The sequence below is a fragment of the Limnochorda sp. LNt genome (assembly GCF_035593265.1).
GTDB classification, from domain to species: Bacteria; Bacillota; Limnochordia; order Limnochordales; family Geochordaceae; genus Geochorda; species Geochorda subterranea.
In genome coordinates, this window is sequence record NZ_CP141614.1 from 2,883,213 (window position 1) to 2,898,590 (window position 15,378).

Here is a 15,378-nt window from a genome sequence, read left to right on the forward strand (position 1 = left end):
CCCACTCTCACCTATCGGCACCCGCCCGTGGCGGCTTCGGCTCGCCCGCGTAGCCCATGTCCCGCGAGATGGCCCGCGCCACGTCGGCCACCAGACGCCCCAGGGACTCCACCTCCCCGGGTGTCACCGAGAAGACGGGTCCGGAGCAGCTGATGGCCGCGGCCACCTGGCCCGTGTGGCGGTAGACGGGCGCCCCGACGCAGCGGATGCCGTCCTCGTTTTCCATGTCGTCGATGGCGTAACCCCGGGCGCGGGTCGCGGCCAGCTCTTCGAGCAGCGCCTCGGGGGTCGTCAGCGTGTTGCGGGTGCGGGCGACGAAGCAGGACCGCGCCAGGATGGCCCGGGTCTGCTCGGGCGCCAGGGCGCTCAGGATGGCCTTGCCCAGGGCCGTGCAGTAGGCAGGGCTGCGGGTGCCGACGAAGGAGGCCATCCGCAGGTTGGCCGGCGAGTCCAGCTTGTCGATGTAGACGACCTCCGTGCCGTCCAGCACCGCCATGTGCACCGTCAACCGCGTGCGGTCCCGCAGCTCGATCAGGTAAGGGCGTGCCACGTCACGCAGGTCGAGCCGCGCCAGCACCCGGCCCCCCAGCTCCAGCAGCCGCAGGCCGAGCCGGTAGCGGGTGCTGTCGGGGCTGAGCTCGACGAGTCCCAGGCGCCGCAGCGTGCGGATGAGCCGGTGGACCGTGGCCTTATGAAGCCCGGTGGCCCGGGCCAGCTCGGAGATGCCGGCCTCACTCTGGGCCAGCGCGTCCAGCAGCTGCACCGCCCGCTCCACGGCGTGGACCGAAGGGCCGCCCCTTTCGGATTCCTCTGCGACAGGCGGCTCGTCGCCGCGACGCACCGGCTCGCTCGCCAGGGATGGAGTGTCTCGCATTATGAAACTCCTGTTTCGCTCTCTTGGCCGAGAGCGACTTCGACGCCCGGGGCGGTTTCCCTCTTTCAACGAAACCGTCCTCAGGAGACAATCATCGGGGCGACTGCCGACGGCGTCGGGCCGCCGGATGGGGTCATCGGGTAGATGCCGCGCACGAAACGCAAACGGTTATCGAGACCGCCACAGCGGGAAAGCGGCAGGCGGGCCGCGCGAGGGGAGCCGGTCCCTCGTGCGGCCATGCGCCGTGGTCTCAGCCCAGCAGCCTCGGCTTGCCGAGCAGCGCCCGCAATGTCATCAGCTTGCCGTAGTGGTAGCCGCGATGGAAGACGTGGAAGGCCAGGCGGTTGCCGAGGGTATCGGTGCGGCCGGCAGCGGTCTCCACGGTGCGCGCGAGGTCACCGGCACAGAGATCCAGCACCCGGTCGTTGACCTCCCGGAAGAGCCGGATCACCTCGTCTCGTGAAGGCAGGTCGCCCTCACCCGACGTGCCCCTGGCGAAGAGGGTGCTCCACGCCTTCGGCAGGTCGACCGCCATCCCCGCCCGCCGGGCCAGCCGGGCGTCGCTCAACGCCACGTGCCCCACCTGCCACAGTGCCGGGGCCAGGCCGTGCGGGCGAGCCCGTAACTCGTCGTCGCTCATATCGTCCAGTGCCGCCAGCAGTCCATCGGCGCTCAGGCGGAGCATGCCGGCCAGGATGGTGCCGGCCGAGGCGCCGGCGTCCTGCGGTCCTCGCTCGTGCATCGCAGGTCTCCTCCCCTTCCCGGGCGAAACGCCTCTCGAGGCTGGTACCGTGTCGCTTCACCGGCGGGAGCCGCGATCCTGGCCCCCGCCGGACGGGTCGAGCTTGGCTCGCAATGGCTCACCCAGATCCTGAGAGGAGCGGAGCAGGCCCGATGGCGGAGCACTCCATCGTCCACGTCGAGCTCTCGTCGACCCATCTGGCCCAGAGCCAGACCTTTTACCGGGCCCTCTTCGGCTGGCAGAGCCAGCCCATGGGCGCCGACTACGTCGTCCTCTCACCGCCGTCGGGGCCGACGGGCGGCCTCACCCCGGTCGGCGGCTCCGTCAGGCCGGGCGACGTGGTGATCTACGTCTCCACGCACGACATCCCGGCCACCCTGGCCAGGGTCAAGGCGCTGGGAGGCAGGGTCGTCCAGCCGGAGACGGAGATCCCCGGGGTCGGGTGGTACGCGCTGTTTCACGACCCCAGCGGCAACCTGGTGGGGCTCCTCAAGGCCGCGGGCCCGGGGCAGGAGCCGGGTTGACCGAGCCGGAGCTTCGACAGCGTTTTCGTCTCGTTACACATCCTTCACGCGCGGGGGCTTGCACGGTTGTCACTGCCGTGGTAGTGTATTCCTCGTCTCCCTCGGGACGGTCGCAGCAGGGCCCCTGAGGAGTGCCAATCGGAGCGGAGGTGGCGGCACGATGCCGGTGACCTGCTGGCTATCGGCGATGGCAGGCGGCATGGCGATCACGCCGGCCATCGGCATGGCAGGCGGGCGGATGGACCGCGTCACGATGTCGCCCATCTCCGACGCGAGGTGCAAGGCTAGCCGGCCCCCCTCCTGACGGGGGCCTCCTCGAGAGCCAACCGAGCGTCGGCCGTGGGCGCCGGAGACCAAGGGTCCACGGCCGAACCGTTTATCGGGGGCCGTGGTCCTCGGCAGGGAGAAGGGAGTCCGAGAACCGTGTACCCCCATCATCACGTTCACTACCTGCTCGCCAAGGCGTTGGTCGAGGAGCGAGTGGAGCAGGCGGCGGCCGAGCGACGGTACCGGGAGGCGCTCGAGTACCAGCGGCGACATACCCGCCGGCGAGAGCCGGAGACGAGCCTCCTGCTCGGCGTCCGGCAGAGGCTGCTCGGGTGGCTGTCGCGCCGCCCCGCGCTGTGAGCGAGACCCAAGAGGCCAGGGCGATGAGCCCTGGCCTCTTCGTCTGCGTCGCCCCCTGGCTGCGCGGGCGCGGGCCATGGCGCCCTCACGCACCGGTTGTAGCCGTGCCCGCGGCGTCGACGACACACCCGTCGAAGGCGAACGTGGCCGGCAGGGTACGCAAGACCTCCTGTCGCTCCAGTCGTCGCAGGTCGTCATAGCCGAGCTGGTCCGGCTCCTCGATGTGGGTGAGCACCGTGCGCCGGGCCCTCAGCTCGGCCACCAGAGACAGCGTCTCGTCGAATGTAGCCTCCTCCCGCAACAGGGGATGGTCGGGAGGCATCCGGCGCTCGCCCGTGAACGGGTCGAACTCGAAGATGCCGACCGGGATGACCGCGAGGTGCACTCCCCTTACCGCCGGGGGTGGCCTCCATCCCCTGGTCTCGTCCATGGCCACCAGCACGCGCAGGCTGTCCGACCCGGGGCCGGGAGCCTCGAAGAGGAACGCGTACGCACGTTCCATCGCCAGCGGGATGGCCGTGACCGTGTACCCGTTGATCGCGTACGGCTGCTCGGGCTGCATCGGGATCAGGTCGATGAAGCGCCGGGCCAGGAAGTCGAAGTGCCCCATCAGCCCGTATCGCTCGAAGTCCTCCAGCACCCCGGTCGGTACGTAGACCTCGCTGCGTCGGTGGCGGGGCGGCGTGCCACGCGGGTCCGCGTTGAGGGTCTCCCAGACCCTGCGCCCCATCGTGTGGTCCGGGTGCCAGTGAGAGTACAGCCCGCCGTAGACTTGCCCGAGCCGGGCCCGGTCGAGCTGCAGGTAGATGTCCTCGGAGGTATCGATGAGCAGGTCAGGGCCATGAACGAAGACCCCGGGTCCGCTCCGGGCGTAGGGAACGCCTTTCTCCCTGGCTTCGGTGCAGACCCGACACCCGCAGGCCGGGCGAGGGGTACGGAAGGCTCCCCCGCTGCCCAGGATGCGGATCGCGAGGGCGGTGTGAGATGGCTCCGGCTCTCCTCGATGGCGCCGCTGCATGGTGGCCACAGCTGGTCCCCGTGCGCGCTGGATGTGGGGAGCAATTCGTCGTACCCGGCGAGAGTCCTCGGGGCGCCGAGTGAGGGCGCCGAGCGCTCGGTTATTTTATAATGGGGCCGACGCCGGTGGACACCGCAGGTGACGACCATGACGCAGCGACGGTTCCGTTGGATGGGAGAGGGGCCGCTTCCGGAGGCTCGGGCGTTGTGGCTACGGGCCTTCAACCCATTGCGCCACAGCCCTCGTCGCAAGCCCCGAGATCCGCAGGCCCTGGAGGCGCTGGTGCAACTCACCATCCGGCTCGTACGGCAAGACCGGCAATTCGAGCGAATCGGGCCCCGCCGATGGAGGCTCGTCAAGGCCGATGACCCGGGAGGAGTTCGTCCGGTTCGTTAGCGTGCCCCGGCGGTTGGAAAGGAGTGGGCGGTTCAGCTGATGGCGGCCTACTGGGAGGAGCTCGACTGGCCGTATCTGCACCGCCTGGAGACTTCCGAGCCCGATCCGCGCTACAGCCGGGTCGCCCATGACGCGCAGGCCCTCGCCGACCGCCTGCGGCGGAGCGCCGACGATCCCCGGACGTGACGGGTACGAGCGCGGCGAGCCTCAGTCGATGGGCGGAAGGCCTTGCAATGCCCGGAGTAGCATGATCTGCCCCAGGTGGTAGCTGTCGTGGCGCATGTAGTGCACGATGGCGTGCGCCACCGTCTCATCGCCCCAGAGCGGCGCCTCGAGGCGCTCCACCGGGCGTGACCGCAACAGCGTGACCAGCCGCTCCTGGGTCGCCGCCAGGCGCCGTCGGGCCGCCTCCCACGCGGCATCGTCGGCCGGGTCGGGATGGCGGGGCCAGTTGTGGGCCTCGAGCTCCGCCTTGGACGGGAAGGCCGTCTCCCCCTCCAGCGATCGGATGAAGTACTCCCGCCAGTAGGCCATGTGCATGACGTTATGCCAGATGGAGTGGCGCTCGGGCGCCGGCCGCCAGAACACATGGGCGGCGGTCAGGCCCTCGATGGCCCTGCCGATGGGCGTATGATAGGCGCCCTCCCACGAGGACTCCAGCCAATCCACCAGTGTAGACGCTCCGATCGTCATCGTGCGCGCTCCTCTCCCCGGCTACCACCGGCCGCGAGGAACTCTGTCGGCCGGCTCATCAGCCGGACCTTCGGAGCCCGGCGGCACGCTCCTGCCGGGCCGGCGCCCCGGGCGGACGCTGGATGAGCGCTCCCAGCGAGCAACACGTCCCGCGACCGTAACGGCCACGCCCCCTCACTTCACCGACCCGCGCGTGAGCCCGCTGACGATGGCCCGTTCGGCCACGAAGACCAGCAGCATCATCGGCACCACCATCACGACGCCGAGTGCGCTGATGAGTTCCCAGGGGCGTCCGTAGGGCGTGCGGGCCTGGAAGACCTCGGTGATGGCCACCGTCAGGGTCTTGGCACGGGGGCTGGCGGTGAAGACGAGGGGGTAGAGGAGATAGTTCCAGCTGGAGATGAGGTTGATGAGCAATAGGGTGGCCAGACTCGGGCGCATCACGGGGATGACCACCCGGCCCAGCAGCTGCCACAGCGACGCCCCGTCGATGAGCGCCGCCTCCTCCATCTCCTTGGGCACCTGCCGCATGAACGAGACCAGCGCCCACACCGTGAACGGCGCCAGCACGCTCCCCATCACCAGCACCAGGCCGGTCACCGTGTTGATGAGCCGCAGCTCATTGAGCACCAGGTAGAGCGGGATGACCGTCACGATCTCGGGCAGCCCCATCGAGGCGATGAGCGCGACGAGGATGAGGCCGCTGCCCGGCACGGGGAAGCGCACGAAGCCGTACGCGGCCAGGAATGCCGCCGCCACCGACACCACCGCCGAACCGATGGCGAACAGCAGCGAGTTGCGCAGGTAGGCCGTGAAGGGAAGCTGCTCCACCAGCGCCACGAAGTTGGCCAGCGTCGGTTTGGGCAGATAGACGGGCGGCACCGAGAAGACCAGCTCCTTGGGGGTGATGGAGGCCACGGCCATGGAGTAGAAGGGCCACAGCGTCACCACTACGAACAGCCCCAGCGCCCCATACAGCAGTCCCGCCCGGCCCAGGCGTCGCCACGACCGGCCGCTCATCATCATGCGGGCCATGCGCCCATCACCCCTACAGCCCCACGTCGAACCGGCGCAAAAGGGTCACGCCCATCACACCCACCACCAGGACGAGGAGAAACAGGACGACGCTCAGGGCGGAGGCCATCCCGTAGTTGAACCAGAGCACCGCTAGCTGCAGGATCCGGTAGCTGACGACGGAGGTCGCCGTCCCAGGCCCCCCCTGGGTCATGCCGTAGACCAGATCGAAGCTGGCCAGCTGCCAGAGGATGAAGAAGATCCCCAGCGTCGACAGCAACCCTGCGCAGAATGGAAGCGTGATGTAGCGGGTGCACTGCACGGCGCTCGCGCCGTCGATGACCGCCGCCTCGTAGAGCTCTTTCGGCACGCCCTGCAGCCCTGCCAGGAGGATGACGGCCAGGAAGGGGGTGTTCTTCCAGACGTTGGCCCCGATGACGGCCAGGCGGGCCGGCCACGGGTCGACCAGGATGGCCGGACGCACCCCCGCCAGGCGGTGGACGGCATCGACGAACATCCCGTACTGGTCGTCGAAGAACCAGCGAAAGCCGATGGCAGCCACCACGGTGGGGATAGCCCAGGGCAGCAGGTTGACCGTGCGCGCCAGCCGCCGGCCGCGAAAGGACGCGTTGAGCAATAGCGCCAGCGGGAAGGCCAGCACGAGCTCGAGGAGCGTCGAGCCCAGCACGAAGAGCACCGTGAACGAGACGCTGTCACGGATAGCCGGGTCGCGCCACATCTCCACGTAGTTGCGCAACCCGACGTACTGGCTCGAGCCCGCCAGGAGGCTGCTCTCAAAGGCGCTCAGGTAGAGGGTGTGCAGGAGGGGATAGAGGGACGTGGCCAGGCGGAGCACCACCACCGGCGTGGCGAGCGCCAGGAAGAGCAGGACCTGTCGTCGACGGCTCATCCTCTCGCCCTCTCCCATCCGAAGGAAGGGGGCGAGTGCCGGGTCGGCCCCGGCTCCCGGCACCCGTCCCCCCATCGAGTCGACCCGATCAGCCCATGCCGCCGAGGCGAGCGATACGGTCCCGTCCGTTTCGGATGACGTCGTCCAGGCTCATCTGGTTGGTGAGATAGGCCGAGACCAGGTCCTCCACCACGCTGACCGCCTCGAAGTAGCGGGGGTGGAAGGGCCGGGTCCCGATGGCACCCGCCTCGCTGTACTGTCGCAGGTAGGGTGCGATGCCCTGGTCACCCACCGCGTCGAGCACGGACTTGCGGGCGCTCAAGAACCATGTGCTGATGGCCGCGAGCCGGGGGGCGTTCTCCTTCGCCACGATCCACCGCACGAACTCCCGGGCAGCGTCCTTGTTGGGCGCCGTCCGGGGGATCACCCAACCCCATGCGGCCGCGTACGTACGGGCGTTGCCTCTTGGTCCCGCCGGTGGGAGGGAGATGGCGGTCTTCTCCTCGCGCCACCACGCCTCATTGCCGCGAGAGACGTCCCAGAAGTACGGCCACTGGCGCATCATGGCGACCCGGTCGTTCATATAGTCGACGTTGAGGGCGTCGTAGTCCTTGTTGAGCGCCCCGATGGGGAAGATGCGGTGGGTGTAGATCATGTCGTAAAGGAACGTGAGGGCGACCCTGGCCGGCTCACCGAACTCATAGATGTTGCCGCCTGCCTGCAGGGTGAGATAGCCCACGAACACGTTGAGGTAAGCGCCCTTGGCGAGGCCGTCCGAGACACCCCACACGTCCCCACGGGTGAATCGCTTGCCCGCCTCAACCATCTCGGCCCACGTCTCGGGTGGTCTCAGGCCCTCCCGGTCGAACCAGTCCTTACGATACCAGAAGTACTGGGCCTCGTAATTGTGGGGGATGCGGAAGGTCTCGCCCCGGTAGCGGTGCCATACCTCGACCATCGCCAGCATGTCAGGGGAGAAGTCCTCCCAGAAGTCCGACGCCAGCAACCCGTCGAGAGGCTCGAGCCACCCCAGCCGCGAGAGAGTGATGGCCGCCTCGTCCTCGATGTCGACCACGTCGTAGGGGCTGGTCCCGGCGTTGACGGCGCTCGCCATCTGCGAGATGAACTCGGGGGGAGCGCCGGGTCGGACCTGGATGCTGACCTGGATGCCCGTATCCCGCGTGAACCCCATGTCGCGGACGATCTGGTTCATGGCGTCGACAGCCCACCCGCCGACGCCGACGGTGATGGTACGAGCGGCTGCCTTCGATACGTAGACGGTCTTGCCCCACAGGGCGCTCCCGGCCGTCGCTCCGGCCGCCACGGCAGCAGCCTTCTTGAGGAGCTCCCGGCGCGTGACGCCATCCACCTGCGAAGCCACCATGGGTGCTCTCCCCCTTCCTCGCTCTCCGCTCACGAGCGGTCGCGAAGCCAGACCCTCATCTCGCCCGGCGACCGATTGTCCCAGGCGAAGTACGGGATAGCCACGATGGGTCGACGGTGCAGGACAGGAGACGACGCACGATACAGTCCTCCCTCCCAGTCGGTCTCTTGGAGCTGCGACGCCTCCGCCGACAGCACGACGACCCCACCCAGCAGCGCCTCATCCAATCGGCTCTCGATGGGTGCATCCGACGGAAGCACGACACGGTCGAGTCCCGGGCCGTTGTCGTGCTGCTCCAGGCAGTAGATCAGGGGCCCGCGTTGCAGTGCGACCCGCCCGACGAGATCCCGGGATCGGGGGTGACCGTAGAGCCGCTGTACTGGCATTGCCAGAGTCAGTTCCACGGTGTCACCTGGCCGCCAGAAGCGGTCGAGGGCCACGTAGCCGGGCACGGCCTTCGCCTGGGCGCCAGGACTCGACGCGTCTGCCAGCGGTTCACCGTTGACGGAGACGGACCAGTCAGGGCACCACCCTGGCACCCGCAGGTGGAGGGTGAGCGTGATCGGTTTGTCGGGCACGACGGTCAGGCGCACCCGACCGTCCCACGGGTAATCCGTCTGCTGGTGCAGCGTCACCCGGACGTCCCCGCAAACGAGGTCAGCCTTTCCTCCGACATAGAGGTGTACGAAGGCCTCCTGCGGCCCCTCGGAGTAGGCGTACTGCCCAAGTGACGCTAGCAACCGGGCCAGGTTGGGAGGGCAGCAGGCCACCTCGTACCAGGGCTGGCGGTGATGATGGCCGCGGCTGGCAAGCGGGTTCTCGTAGAAGAAGGTCTCTCCGTCCAGCGACACCCCTGCCAGAAGGCCGTTGTAGAGGGCCCTCTCCAGCACGTCGATGTAGCGACCGTGCGGGTCGGCGTGGAAGAGCCGGTGCGAGAGCAGGATGAGACCGACAGTCGCGCACGTCTCGGCATAGGCGTCCTCGTCAGGCAGCTCGTAGTCGGGGCCGAAGCCCTCGATATCCCGGCGGGAGCCAAGTCCGCCAGTGACGTACATCTTGCGGCCAGTAGCGCTCTCCCAGATCCGGCGAGCCGCCGACACCAGCGTAGCGTCTCCCGTCTCCATCCCCACGTCGACCATGCCGGCGCCGAGGTACATCGCCCGCACGGCATGGCCGACCACCTCGAACTGGTCACGTACCGGCAGGTGATCCTGGCAGTAGGTGGAGTCGAAGCGCCCGTCCCGCATCAGGTACCGCCGGTTGAGCTCGGCATCCTCGGGTGGGAGCCGCCGGAGCTCCTCGTCGAAGACGGACGGTCGCCTGCCGCGCTGGTCCAGGAAGAACTGGCTCAGCGCGAGGTAGCGAGGCTCCTGTGTCGTACGGTAGAGCCTCACCAGGGCCAGCTCGATCTCCGGGTGACCGCAACAGCCCGGTCGCCGGCCGGGACCGAACGTGTCGTCGATGTGGTCAGCGTATCGGACGACCACATCCAGCAGGGAGCGATCGCCTGTCGCCTCGTAGAGGGCCACGCCGGCCTCGATCAGGTGACCCGCGCAATAGAGCTCGTGCCACATCCCGAGGTTGGTCCACCGCTTGGCCGGCGCGACGGTCGTGAAGTAGACGTTGAGGTAGCCGTCGGGCTGCTGGATAGAGGCCAAGCGTACCACCGCGTCCCGCACCAGGGCCTGCAGCGCCGGGTCCGGCCGGCTCGCGAGGGCGTAAGCCGCTGCCTCGATCCACTTGGCCACGTCCGAGTCCCAGAACAGGTGCGGCGTCGGGCGATCCCCGCGGCCGCCGCCCGACCGGTACGCGTCGAGCCGCCCCGTCTCGACGAGTTGCCGATGGATGGCGGGGATGGTACGGCGGCGATTGACCTCGAGTCGTGTGGCCCAAAACGGGCCGCCGACGTCGACCCGTCGGAGCTGGACAGGCTCGAGGGTCCGAGGAGTGCCCATGACTACCTGATCTCCCTCTCCAGGCCGGTGGTCGCGACACTTCACGGCTCGCCGCCCCCCTCGCCGCCCGAGGGGGAGAAATCCGGGCGTTGTGGGGTGGAGGCTTGGGCCAGCCGGTAGCCACAGGAGTCACGGATCACCAGCGGACAATGAATCTGGACCCGTGAGGCGGGGGTGTCGGCGTGCGCCGGTCGCCGCTCCATCAGCCGCAACAGCTCCTGGGCCGCTCGCCGACCAATGTTGCCCAGGGGGAGCTGCACCGTCGTCAGCGGAGGATCGGCGACAGCTGCGACCGCCCGGTTGTCGTAGCCCACGACCGCGACGTCCTCGGGCACCCGCAGACCCCGCTCCCGCAGAGCCCGGATCGCGCCCAGTGCCATCAGATCGTTGGCGACGAACAGGGCGTCGACGTCGCTGCCGCGCTCCAGGATGGCGGCAGCAGCCTGACGACCGCTCTCGACGCTCCAGTCGCCCGACGCCTCCCGAGCCTCGTCGGCTTCGAGGCCGAACTCGTGCAGGGCAGCCAGGTAGCCGCTGTGACGCTCCTTGCAGACAATCCACCCGGTGGGGCCGCTCACGAACCCAATGCGACGCCGTCCCAGCCGGATCAGGTGGCGGGTGGCCTCGTATCCGCCCCTGAAGTCGTCGGGCACCACCGACAGCACCGGCTTGGCCTCCGCGATGCAGTAGGCCAGCACGGTGGGCAACGGGAGTTCCGGCAAGGAGGAGAAGCTGCTGACGGAACTGTCGACGACGAGCGCCCCAGAGAAGCCGGTGTAGTAGCTGGGGTCGATGCCTTGCGCCACCTCGTCCTTCTCGAAGGGCACTACCCAGACGTCGACCCCACGCTCCTTGAAGACCCGGTAGGCCGCCACGACGATGGCCTCTGCCAGGTCCTCGTGTTGGAACGACCAGCCCTCCTCGTCCGCAGCGGGGATAACGTTCTTGAAGATGACTACCTGCTGGCGGTTTGAACCGTTGCGTCGACGCCTGCGGGGGACGTAGCCCAGCCGGGCAGCTGCCTGGAGCACCCGTTGCCGGGTGCCCTCACTGATGGGAGCGGTGCCGTTGAAGACGTGGGACACCGTCGAGAGGGCCACGCCCGCGGCCTCTGCAACATCGCGAATCGTTGCCAAGACATCTGCCTCCGTGCTGCCGCGCCCGCCATCGGGATGCGCGCGGCCGGAGCGCGGCTCGAGTTGCACTCCGAAACCTGTCGATACGCGCTATTCGAAGTGAAACTTTCATCTCCTGCACGCGTTTTCAGTTTGCATGTACTTTCATGCTCCACCAGCAGCACCCTCGGCTGCCCGTAGAGGAGTCCGACGCGGTGCAGCGGGCGGGCCTCGACCTGGTCTTCGACCCATGCGACGTGAGGGCTGGGGCATCATCGAGAAGGACGAGGCCGACCTGACGGCCGACGTCCGGTCGCTGCTCCACGAGGTGGCGAGCCCGACGGCCGCGCCGAACTCGGCCGCCGTCGTCCGCCTAACAGCACTCGTCGAGCGGGACGACCGCCTGAGGGTGGCGCGGGTCGTCCGCAGCTGCGGCTCGGGCAGCCCTCGGTCCGTAGGCCTTGGGCCGGAGGGGTAACGGGCCAGGTCGACCCGAAAGCCGGCGGCAGGGCCCGACCCGCCCCGCCGCCGGCAAAGGCCGGGGCTACCGGTTGCCCCGGATGGCCGCGTCGTAGATGGCGTTGAAGATCACCTTGAACGTCGCGTGCGGCTGCCCCCGGTGCTGCGCCCGGAAGCCGACCAGGACCGCCCGGCCCCGCCCCACGGGCACCTCGACCAACGCCGCCCGTCCCGCCAGCATCTCCTCCCCGTGCAGCCAGCCCGAGGCCAGCAGATCGCTCGACGGCCACGACGCCACGACCCCCGCCTCGCCCGACGGCTCGAAGGCCGGGCTCTGCACGAAGTAGGCGTACGTCTGGGACGCCAACCCGTAGCCGAGGGGATGGCTCGTGTCGACCTGCAGCCGCAGGATGGAGCCCGGGACGTAGAAGCGGTCCCGCCCCACGCCGTCGAGGACGTTTCGCACGGGCACGCCCAGATGCTCGATGGCCAGCTCCGAGGCCGTGTCGAGCAAGAGCAGGGTGCCGCCCTCTTCGACGAAGGCCCGCAGCGCCGTCAGCCCCTCCTGGCCGATGCCGCCGGCGTACTCGTCCGGGTAGCTGCCCGGCCGGTTGCCGTCGAGGATGCCGCTGACCGACTGGTCGGGGATCACGATGATGTCGTAGCGGTCGAGCAGGCCACCCTGCCGCACATCCCGGTCACGCAGCACGTCGTAGGTGAATTCGAACGTGTCGAGCAACCACCGGGTCCAGCCGGCATCCATGTTGGGCACCCAGCTTTCGTAGAGGCCCACCCGGGGTAGGCGCAACGGCCTGGCGGTCGCCGCCGGCGGCTCCTGGAGAGCGTAGACGTCCAGCCCCAGCTCCCACGCCAGGTCGGCGACCATCGTATCCAGGCCCTCGCCGCGCTCCACCACGGTGGTGCCGGGTGGCAGCACCTCCTCCCCCATCCGGGCGCCATCCTCCAGCTGCACGAGCCGGTAGCCCCGGGCCAGCAGGCGGTTGCGGGCGATGGCCGCCGCGTTGGGGGCCGGTCCGAAGGCGTACCCGTAGGTGGCAGGACCGCCGATCACGCGCCCGCGCAGCGGCAGGGCGCCCTCGACCCGGACCAGTCCCGAGGCGTCCACCGGCTCGTCGATCTCGTCGACGCGGACCCCCATCTGCAGCGGCAGCGTCCAGCCGGCGATGTCGTAGGGCTGCTCGGGTGGCCCGCCCGGGTACTGGAACCGCGGAGGATAGGACTGCGGCCTCAGCAGCGCCATCACGTTGGCCCGCTTGGGCTGAGCGGCGAGGATCACGTAGCTGCCCACCGGGTACTCCCGCCCGCCCAGGGTCACCGGCTGCGTGGCGACGTGCACCTCCACCCCCTGCAAGGCGAGGAGGTCGACCAGCCACCGGGCCGTGCCGGGGTCGTGCTGGTCGGGCGGGATGACGAAGGCGTAGGGCGCCTCGGTCGAGCCCCTCGCGACGGCCCGCTGGTTGCGCTGGTAGAAGTGCCAGTGCCACTGCTCCCGGTAGCGCTGGGCCACGTCCAGCAGGGCAAGGGCCGTCTCGAACTCGTAGCGCATGATGTCCGAGAGCCGCCAGGTGCCGCCGGGCCACGGGTCCGGGAAGTTGACGTAGCGCTGCTGCGCCGTCGGGAGGCCTCGGCCGTGGCCTCCCAGTCGATCGAAGGGAGTCTCGATGGGCGTGCCCAGGCGGCTGCTGGCTGCCTCGGTCAGGATGCCCACCAGGTTGTGGTAGTAGGGCGCCGTGCGAAAGCCCCCGTGCCACCACTGGTCGTAGATGGCGTTGGTCACCACCCCCGTCAGGCCCCTGGAGGCCAGGCGGGTGGTGATGGCGCCGCCCAGCAGCATGATCTGGGTCAGGATGGTCGCGTCGATCTCGGGATTGGGCGGGTCGAAGAAGGGCGGCACGAAGAACCGGGCGCCGCCCGACCCCATCTGGTGCACGTCCCAGATGATACTGGGCAGCCACTCGCGGAAGATGAGCGGCCCCCACACCCGGGTCTCCTGCAGGTTGAACATGAACCAGTCGCGGTTGTTGTCGTGACCCGCGTACCTCTGGTAGAGCTCCGGCGGGCTGGTCCCCTCGAAGCGCGTGCCCAGGGTCTGGCGGTACCACCGCACCACCAGGTCATGGCCGTCGGGGTTGTTGACCGGGTTCATCAAGAGCACGACGTCTGACAGGATGCGTAGCGTCTCGGGATCGTCCGACGAGGCCAGGTGGTAGGCGAGCTGGAGGGCGAAGTGCGGCGCGGCGATCTCGGTCGAGTGGATGGCGTTGTTGATCAGGACGATGGCCGGCTGGGGCTCGATGAGTCGGAGCGCCTCCTCGGGTCCCAGGGTGCGCGGATCGCCCAGGCGCTGCTGCGTCGCCTTGATGACGTCGAGGCGCATCAGGTTTTGAGGCGAGGAGATGAAGAGCAGGTACATCGTCCGGCCTTCGGTGCTGGTGCCCACGGGCTCGAGAAGCACCCGGTCCGAGGCGGCGTCGAGTGCCTTGTAGTAGCGGATCAGCTGGGCGTAGTCCACCAGGGTCCGGTCCGTCCCGGGCTCGAAGCCGATGACCTCGGCCGGCGTTGGGATGCGCGGCGATTCGCCGGCGACCACCGGGTGCCCCGCCAGCCCGACGAACATGGTAACCCCGATGATCAGGGCCAGGACCGCTCGTTGCGCTGCGCGTAACGTCCTCTCCATAGCGCGCTCGCCCCCTTCGTGTCTCTGCGGGCCTGGGGGACGCCGCGCGTGCGCCCCCGCGGCCGGAGGGTAGCCGCGTGAGCAGCGGCCGGCAACGCAGGAGAGGCCGTCAGGGGCGTCACCGGGGCGCAGGAGGACGGGTCGTTTGCTCGCGTCGGGCCACGACGTCCGCAGGCGAGCGCCCGCACGTGGTACGCCTGACGTGTGCCGGTCACATCGGTCTCGGGCCGACGAGGCGCGTTCGCCCGACAAAAGCCGACGCAGCCGGACTCAAAGCGACGCCGCCAGCGGACCGCCGCGGACCGGCTCCCGTCGCCACTCGGGGGCGAGCAGGCCGTAGATGACCATGTCGTGGAAGCGGCCGTCGACCCAGGCCCACTGGCGCAGCACGCCCTCCTCGCGGAAGCCGAGGCGCCTGGGGATGGCCCGGCTGCGGTGGTTGCCCGTGGCGCAGCGGATCTCGACGCGGTGGAGGCCCAACGGCCCAAAGGCGTGGTCGACGACGGCCCGGCAGGCGCGGGTCATGATGCCACGGCCCTGCAGGGGCTCGGCCAGCCAGTAGCCGATCTCCGTGCGGCGGTTGCGGCGGTCCACGTAGTGGAGGCCGATGGCCCCCGCAAGCTCCTGGCGGTACCAGATCCCGGCCTGGAAGCCGTTGCCCTCGGCGAACTGCTGCAAGCTGCGCCGGATGAACGCCTCGGTCTGCTCCAGAGTGGTCTCCGACTCCGCCCAGGGCAGCCAGCGCCGCAGGTAGGCCCGGTTGGCCTCGGTGAGGCGGTGCATGGCCCCGGCGTGCTCCAGCTCCAGCAGCCGCAGCTCGATCTCGTCGTCCACCCGCCAGGCGAACATGGACTCCATCCCCCCGAGAGGCGGCTCTGCGCGGCGGGGGCTTCGGGCACGTCCCCGGCCGGACGCCGCGGAGCTTTCGCCCCCGGACGGCGCCCTCCTGTCGGCATCCCCAGCGGACCC

At 69.4% G+C, this 15,378-nt stretch carries 16 protein-coding genes; 5 read left to right on the plus strand and 11 right to left on the minus strand.

The features are described from left to right. Nucleotides 1–7: 7 nt before the first annotated feature. Both VLY81_RS13820 and VLY81_RS13825 read right to left on the minus strand, forming a co-directional pair. Nucleotides 8–874, minus strand: a complete 867-nt coding sequence (locus VLY81_RS13820) for an IclR family transcriptional regulator (RefSeq protein ID WP_324668807.1) — start codon at nt 872–874, stop codon at nt 8–10. A gap of 250 nt (nt 875–1,124) precedes the next feature. Further along, nucleotides 1,125–1,616, minus strand: a complete 492-nt coding sequence (locus VLY81_RS13825; protein ID WP_324668808.1) for a DinB family protein — start codon at nt 1,614–1,616, stop codon at nt 1,125–1,127. 152 nt (nt 1,617–1,768) lie between these two features. Here VLY81_RS13825 and VLY81_RS13830 point away from each other — a divergent pair, with 152 nt between their 5' ends. Together VLY81_RS13830 and VLY81_RS13835 are read left to right on the plus strand one after the other, a co-directional pair. Continuing rightward, on the plus strand, nt 1,769–2,140 hold the full coding sequence (locus VLY81_RS13830) for a VOC family protein (protein ID WP_324668809.1): 372 nt from the start codon (nt 1,769–1,771) through the stop codon (nt 2,138–2,140). A gap of 423 nt (nt 2,141–2,563) precedes the next feature. Next, nucleotides 2,564–2,767 carry a hypothetical protein gene (locus VLY81_RS13835; RefSeq protein ID WP_324668810.1) on the plus strand — a complete coding sequence of 68 codons (204 nt, stop codon included), beginning with the start codon at nt 2,564–2,566 and terminating at the stop codon, nt 2,765–2,767. 85 nt (nt 2,768–2,852) lie between these two features. Here VLY81_RS13835 and VLY81_RS13840 read toward each other — a convergent pair whose 3' ends face one another. After that, complete coding sequence (locus tag VLY81_RS13840; RefSeq protein WP_324670432.1) at nt 2,853–3,785, minus strand: MBL fold metallo-hydrolase; 933 nt, start codon at nt 3,783–3,785, stop codon at nt 2,853–2,855. Between the two features lie 147 nt (nt 3,786–3,932). Here VLY81_RS13840 and VLY81_RS13845 point away from each other — a divergent pair, with 147 nt between their 5' ends. Both VLY81_RS13845 and VLY81_RS13850 read left to right on the plus strand, forming a co-directional pair. Next, nucleotides 3,933–4,181, plus strand: a complete 249-nt coding sequence (locus VLY81_RS13845) for a hypothetical protein (protein ID WP_324668811.1) — start codon at nt 3,933–3,935, stop codon at nt 4,179–4,181. A 39-nt stretch (nt 4,182–4,220) separates the two neighbouring features. Next, entirely contained in the window at nt 4,221–4,367 is a 147-nt protein-coding gene (locus VLY81_RS13850) for a hypothetical protein (protein WP_324668812.1), read from the plus strand. Between the two features lie 21 nt (nt 4,368–4,388). On the opposite strand, the gene VLY81_RS13855 is transcribed toward VLY81_RS13850, so the two are convergent. From VLY81_RS13855 to VLY81_RS13880, 6 genes are all read right to left on the minus strand, one after another. Continuing rightward, entirely contained in the window at nt 4,389–4,874 is a 486-nt protein-coding gene (locus tag VLY81_RS13855) for a DinB family protein (RefSeq protein WP_324668813.1), read from the minus strand. A gap of 174 nt (nt 4,875–5,048) precedes the next feature. Next, nucleotides 5,049–5,909, minus strand: coding sequence for a carbohydrate ABC transporter permease (locus VLY81_RS13860; RefSeq protein WP_324668814.1), 861 nt, complete (start codon nt 5,907–5,909; stop codon nt 5,049–5,051). Between the two features lie 13 nt (nt 5,910–5,922). Continuing rightward, nucleotides 5,923–6,798: a carbohydrate ABC transporter permease gene (locus VLY81_RS13865; protein ID WP_324668815.1), complete on the minus strand. Its 876-nt coding sequence runs from the start codon at nt 6,796–6,798 to the stop codon at nt 5,923–5,925. A gap of 88 nt (nt 6,799–6,886) precedes the next feature. Continuing rightward, nucleotides 6,887–8,182 carry an ABC transporter substrate-binding protein gene (locus tag VLY81_RS13870; RefSeq protein ID WP_324668817.1) on the minus strand — a complete coding sequence of 432 codons (1,296 nt, stop codon included), beginning with the start codon at nt 8,180–8,182 and terminating at the stop codon, nt 6,887–6,889. 29 nt (nt 8,183–8,211) lie between these two features. Continuing rightward, nucleotides 8,212–10,137: a glycoside hydrolase family 127 protein gene (locus VLY81_RS13875; protein WP_324668818.1), complete on the minus strand. Its 1,926-nt coding sequence runs from the start codon at nt 10,135–10,137 to the stop codon at nt 8,212–8,214. Nucleotides 10,138–10,178: 41 nt separating this feature from the next. Next, the gene (locus VLY81_RS13880; protein WP_324668819.1) at nt 10,179–11,273 is read right to left on the minus strand and encodes a LacI family DNA-binding transcriptional regulator; all 1,095 of its coding nucleotides are present in this window, start codon (nt 11,271–11,273) and stop codon (nt 10,179–10,181) included. Nucleotides 11,274–11,502: 229 nt separating this feature from the next. On the opposite strand from VLY81_RS13880, the gene VLY81_RS13885 reads away from it, so the two are divergent. Further along, nucleotides 11,503–11,730, plus strand: a complete 228-nt coding sequence (locus VLY81_RS13885; protein ID WP_324668820.1) for a hypothetical protein — start codon at nt 11,503–11,505, stop codon at nt 11,728–11,730. A gap of 66 nt (nt 11,731–11,796) precedes the next feature. Here the strand turns inward: VLY81_RS13885 and VLY81_RS13890 are convergent, their stop codons facing one another. Next, the gene (locus tag VLY81_RS13890) at nt 11,797–14,409 is read right to left on the minus strand and encodes a M14 family metallopeptidase (RefSeq protein ID WP_324668821.1); all 2,613 of its coding nucleotides are present in this window, start codon (nt 14,407–14,409) and stop codon (nt 11,797–11,799) included. Between the two features lie 270 nt (nt 14,410–14,679). After that, nucleotides 14,680–15,258 carry a GNAT family N-acetyltransferase gene (locus VLY81_RS13895; protein WP_324668824.1) on the minus strand — a complete coding sequence of 193 codons (579 nt, stop codon included), beginning with the start codon at nt 15,256–15,258 and terminating at the stop codon, nt 14,680–14,682. Between the last annotated feature and the right edge of the window lie 120 nt (nt 15,259–15,378).

What these genes read in the sequence shown, in the direction of transcription:
- VLY81_RS13885 (WP_324668820.1), top strand. Translation starts at nt 11,503, where the DNA reads ATGCGACGTGAGGGCTGGGGCATCATCGAGAAGGACGAGGCCGACCTG.
- VLY81_RS13825 (WP_324668808.1), bottom strand. Translation starts at nt 1,616, where the DNA reads ATGCACGAGCGAGGACCGCAGGACGCCGGCGCCTCGGCCGGCACCATC.
- VLY81_RS13845 (WP_324668811.1), top strand. Translation starts at nt 3,933, where the DNA reads ATGACGCAGCGACGGTTCCGTTGGATGGGAGAGGGGCCGCTTCCGGAG.
- VLY81_RS13890 (WP_324668821.1), bottom strand. Translation starts at nt 14,409, where the DNA reads ATGGAGAGGACGTTACGCGCAGCGCAACGAGCGGTCCTGGCCCTGATC.
- VLY81_RS13895 (WP_324668824.1), bottom strand. Translation starts at nt 15,258, where the DNA reads ATGTTCGCCTGGCGGGTGGACGACGAGATCGAGCTGCGGCTGCTGGAG.
- VLY81_RS13860 (WP_324668814.1), bottom strand. Translation starts at nt 5,909, where the DNA reads ATGGCCCGCATGATGATGAGCGGCCGGTCGTGGCGACGCCTGGGCCGG.
- VLY81_RS13875 (WP_324668818.1), bottom strand. Translation starts at nt 10,137, where the DNA reads ATGGGCACTCCTCGGACCCTCGAGCCTGTCCAGCTCCGACGGGTCGAC.
- VLY81_RS13865 (WP_324668815.1), bottom strand. Translation starts at nt 6,798, where the DNA reads ATGAGCCGTCGACGACAGGTCCTGCTCTTCCTGGCGCTCGCCACGCCG.
- VLY81_RS13870 (WP_324668817.1), bottom strand. Translation starts at nt 8,182, where the DNA reads ATGGTGGCTTCGCAGGTGGATGGCGTCACGCGCCGGGAGCTCCTCAAG.
- VLY81_RS13830 (WP_324668809.1), top strand. Translation starts at nt 1,769, where the DNA reads ATGGCGGAGCACTCCATCGTCCACGTCGAGCTCTCGTCGACCCATCTG.
- VLY81_RS13840 (WP_324670432.1), bottom strand. Translation starts at nt 3,785, where the DNA reads ATGCAGCGGCGCCATCGAGGAGAGCCGGAGCCATCTCACACCGCCCTC.
- VLY81_RS13820 (WP_324668807.1), bottom strand. Translation starts at nt 874, where the DNA reads ATGCGAGACACTCCATCCCTGGCGAGCGAGCCGGTGCGTCGCGGCGAC.
- VLY81_RS13850 (WP_324668812.1), top strand. Translation starts at nt 4,221, where the DNA reads ATGGCGGCCTACTGGGAGGAGCTCGACTGGCCGTATCTGCACCGCCTG.
- VLY81_RS13855 (WP_324668813.1), bottom strand. Translation starts at nt 4,874, where the DNA reads ATGACGATCGGAGCGTCTACACTGGTGGATTGGCTGGAGTCCTCGTGG.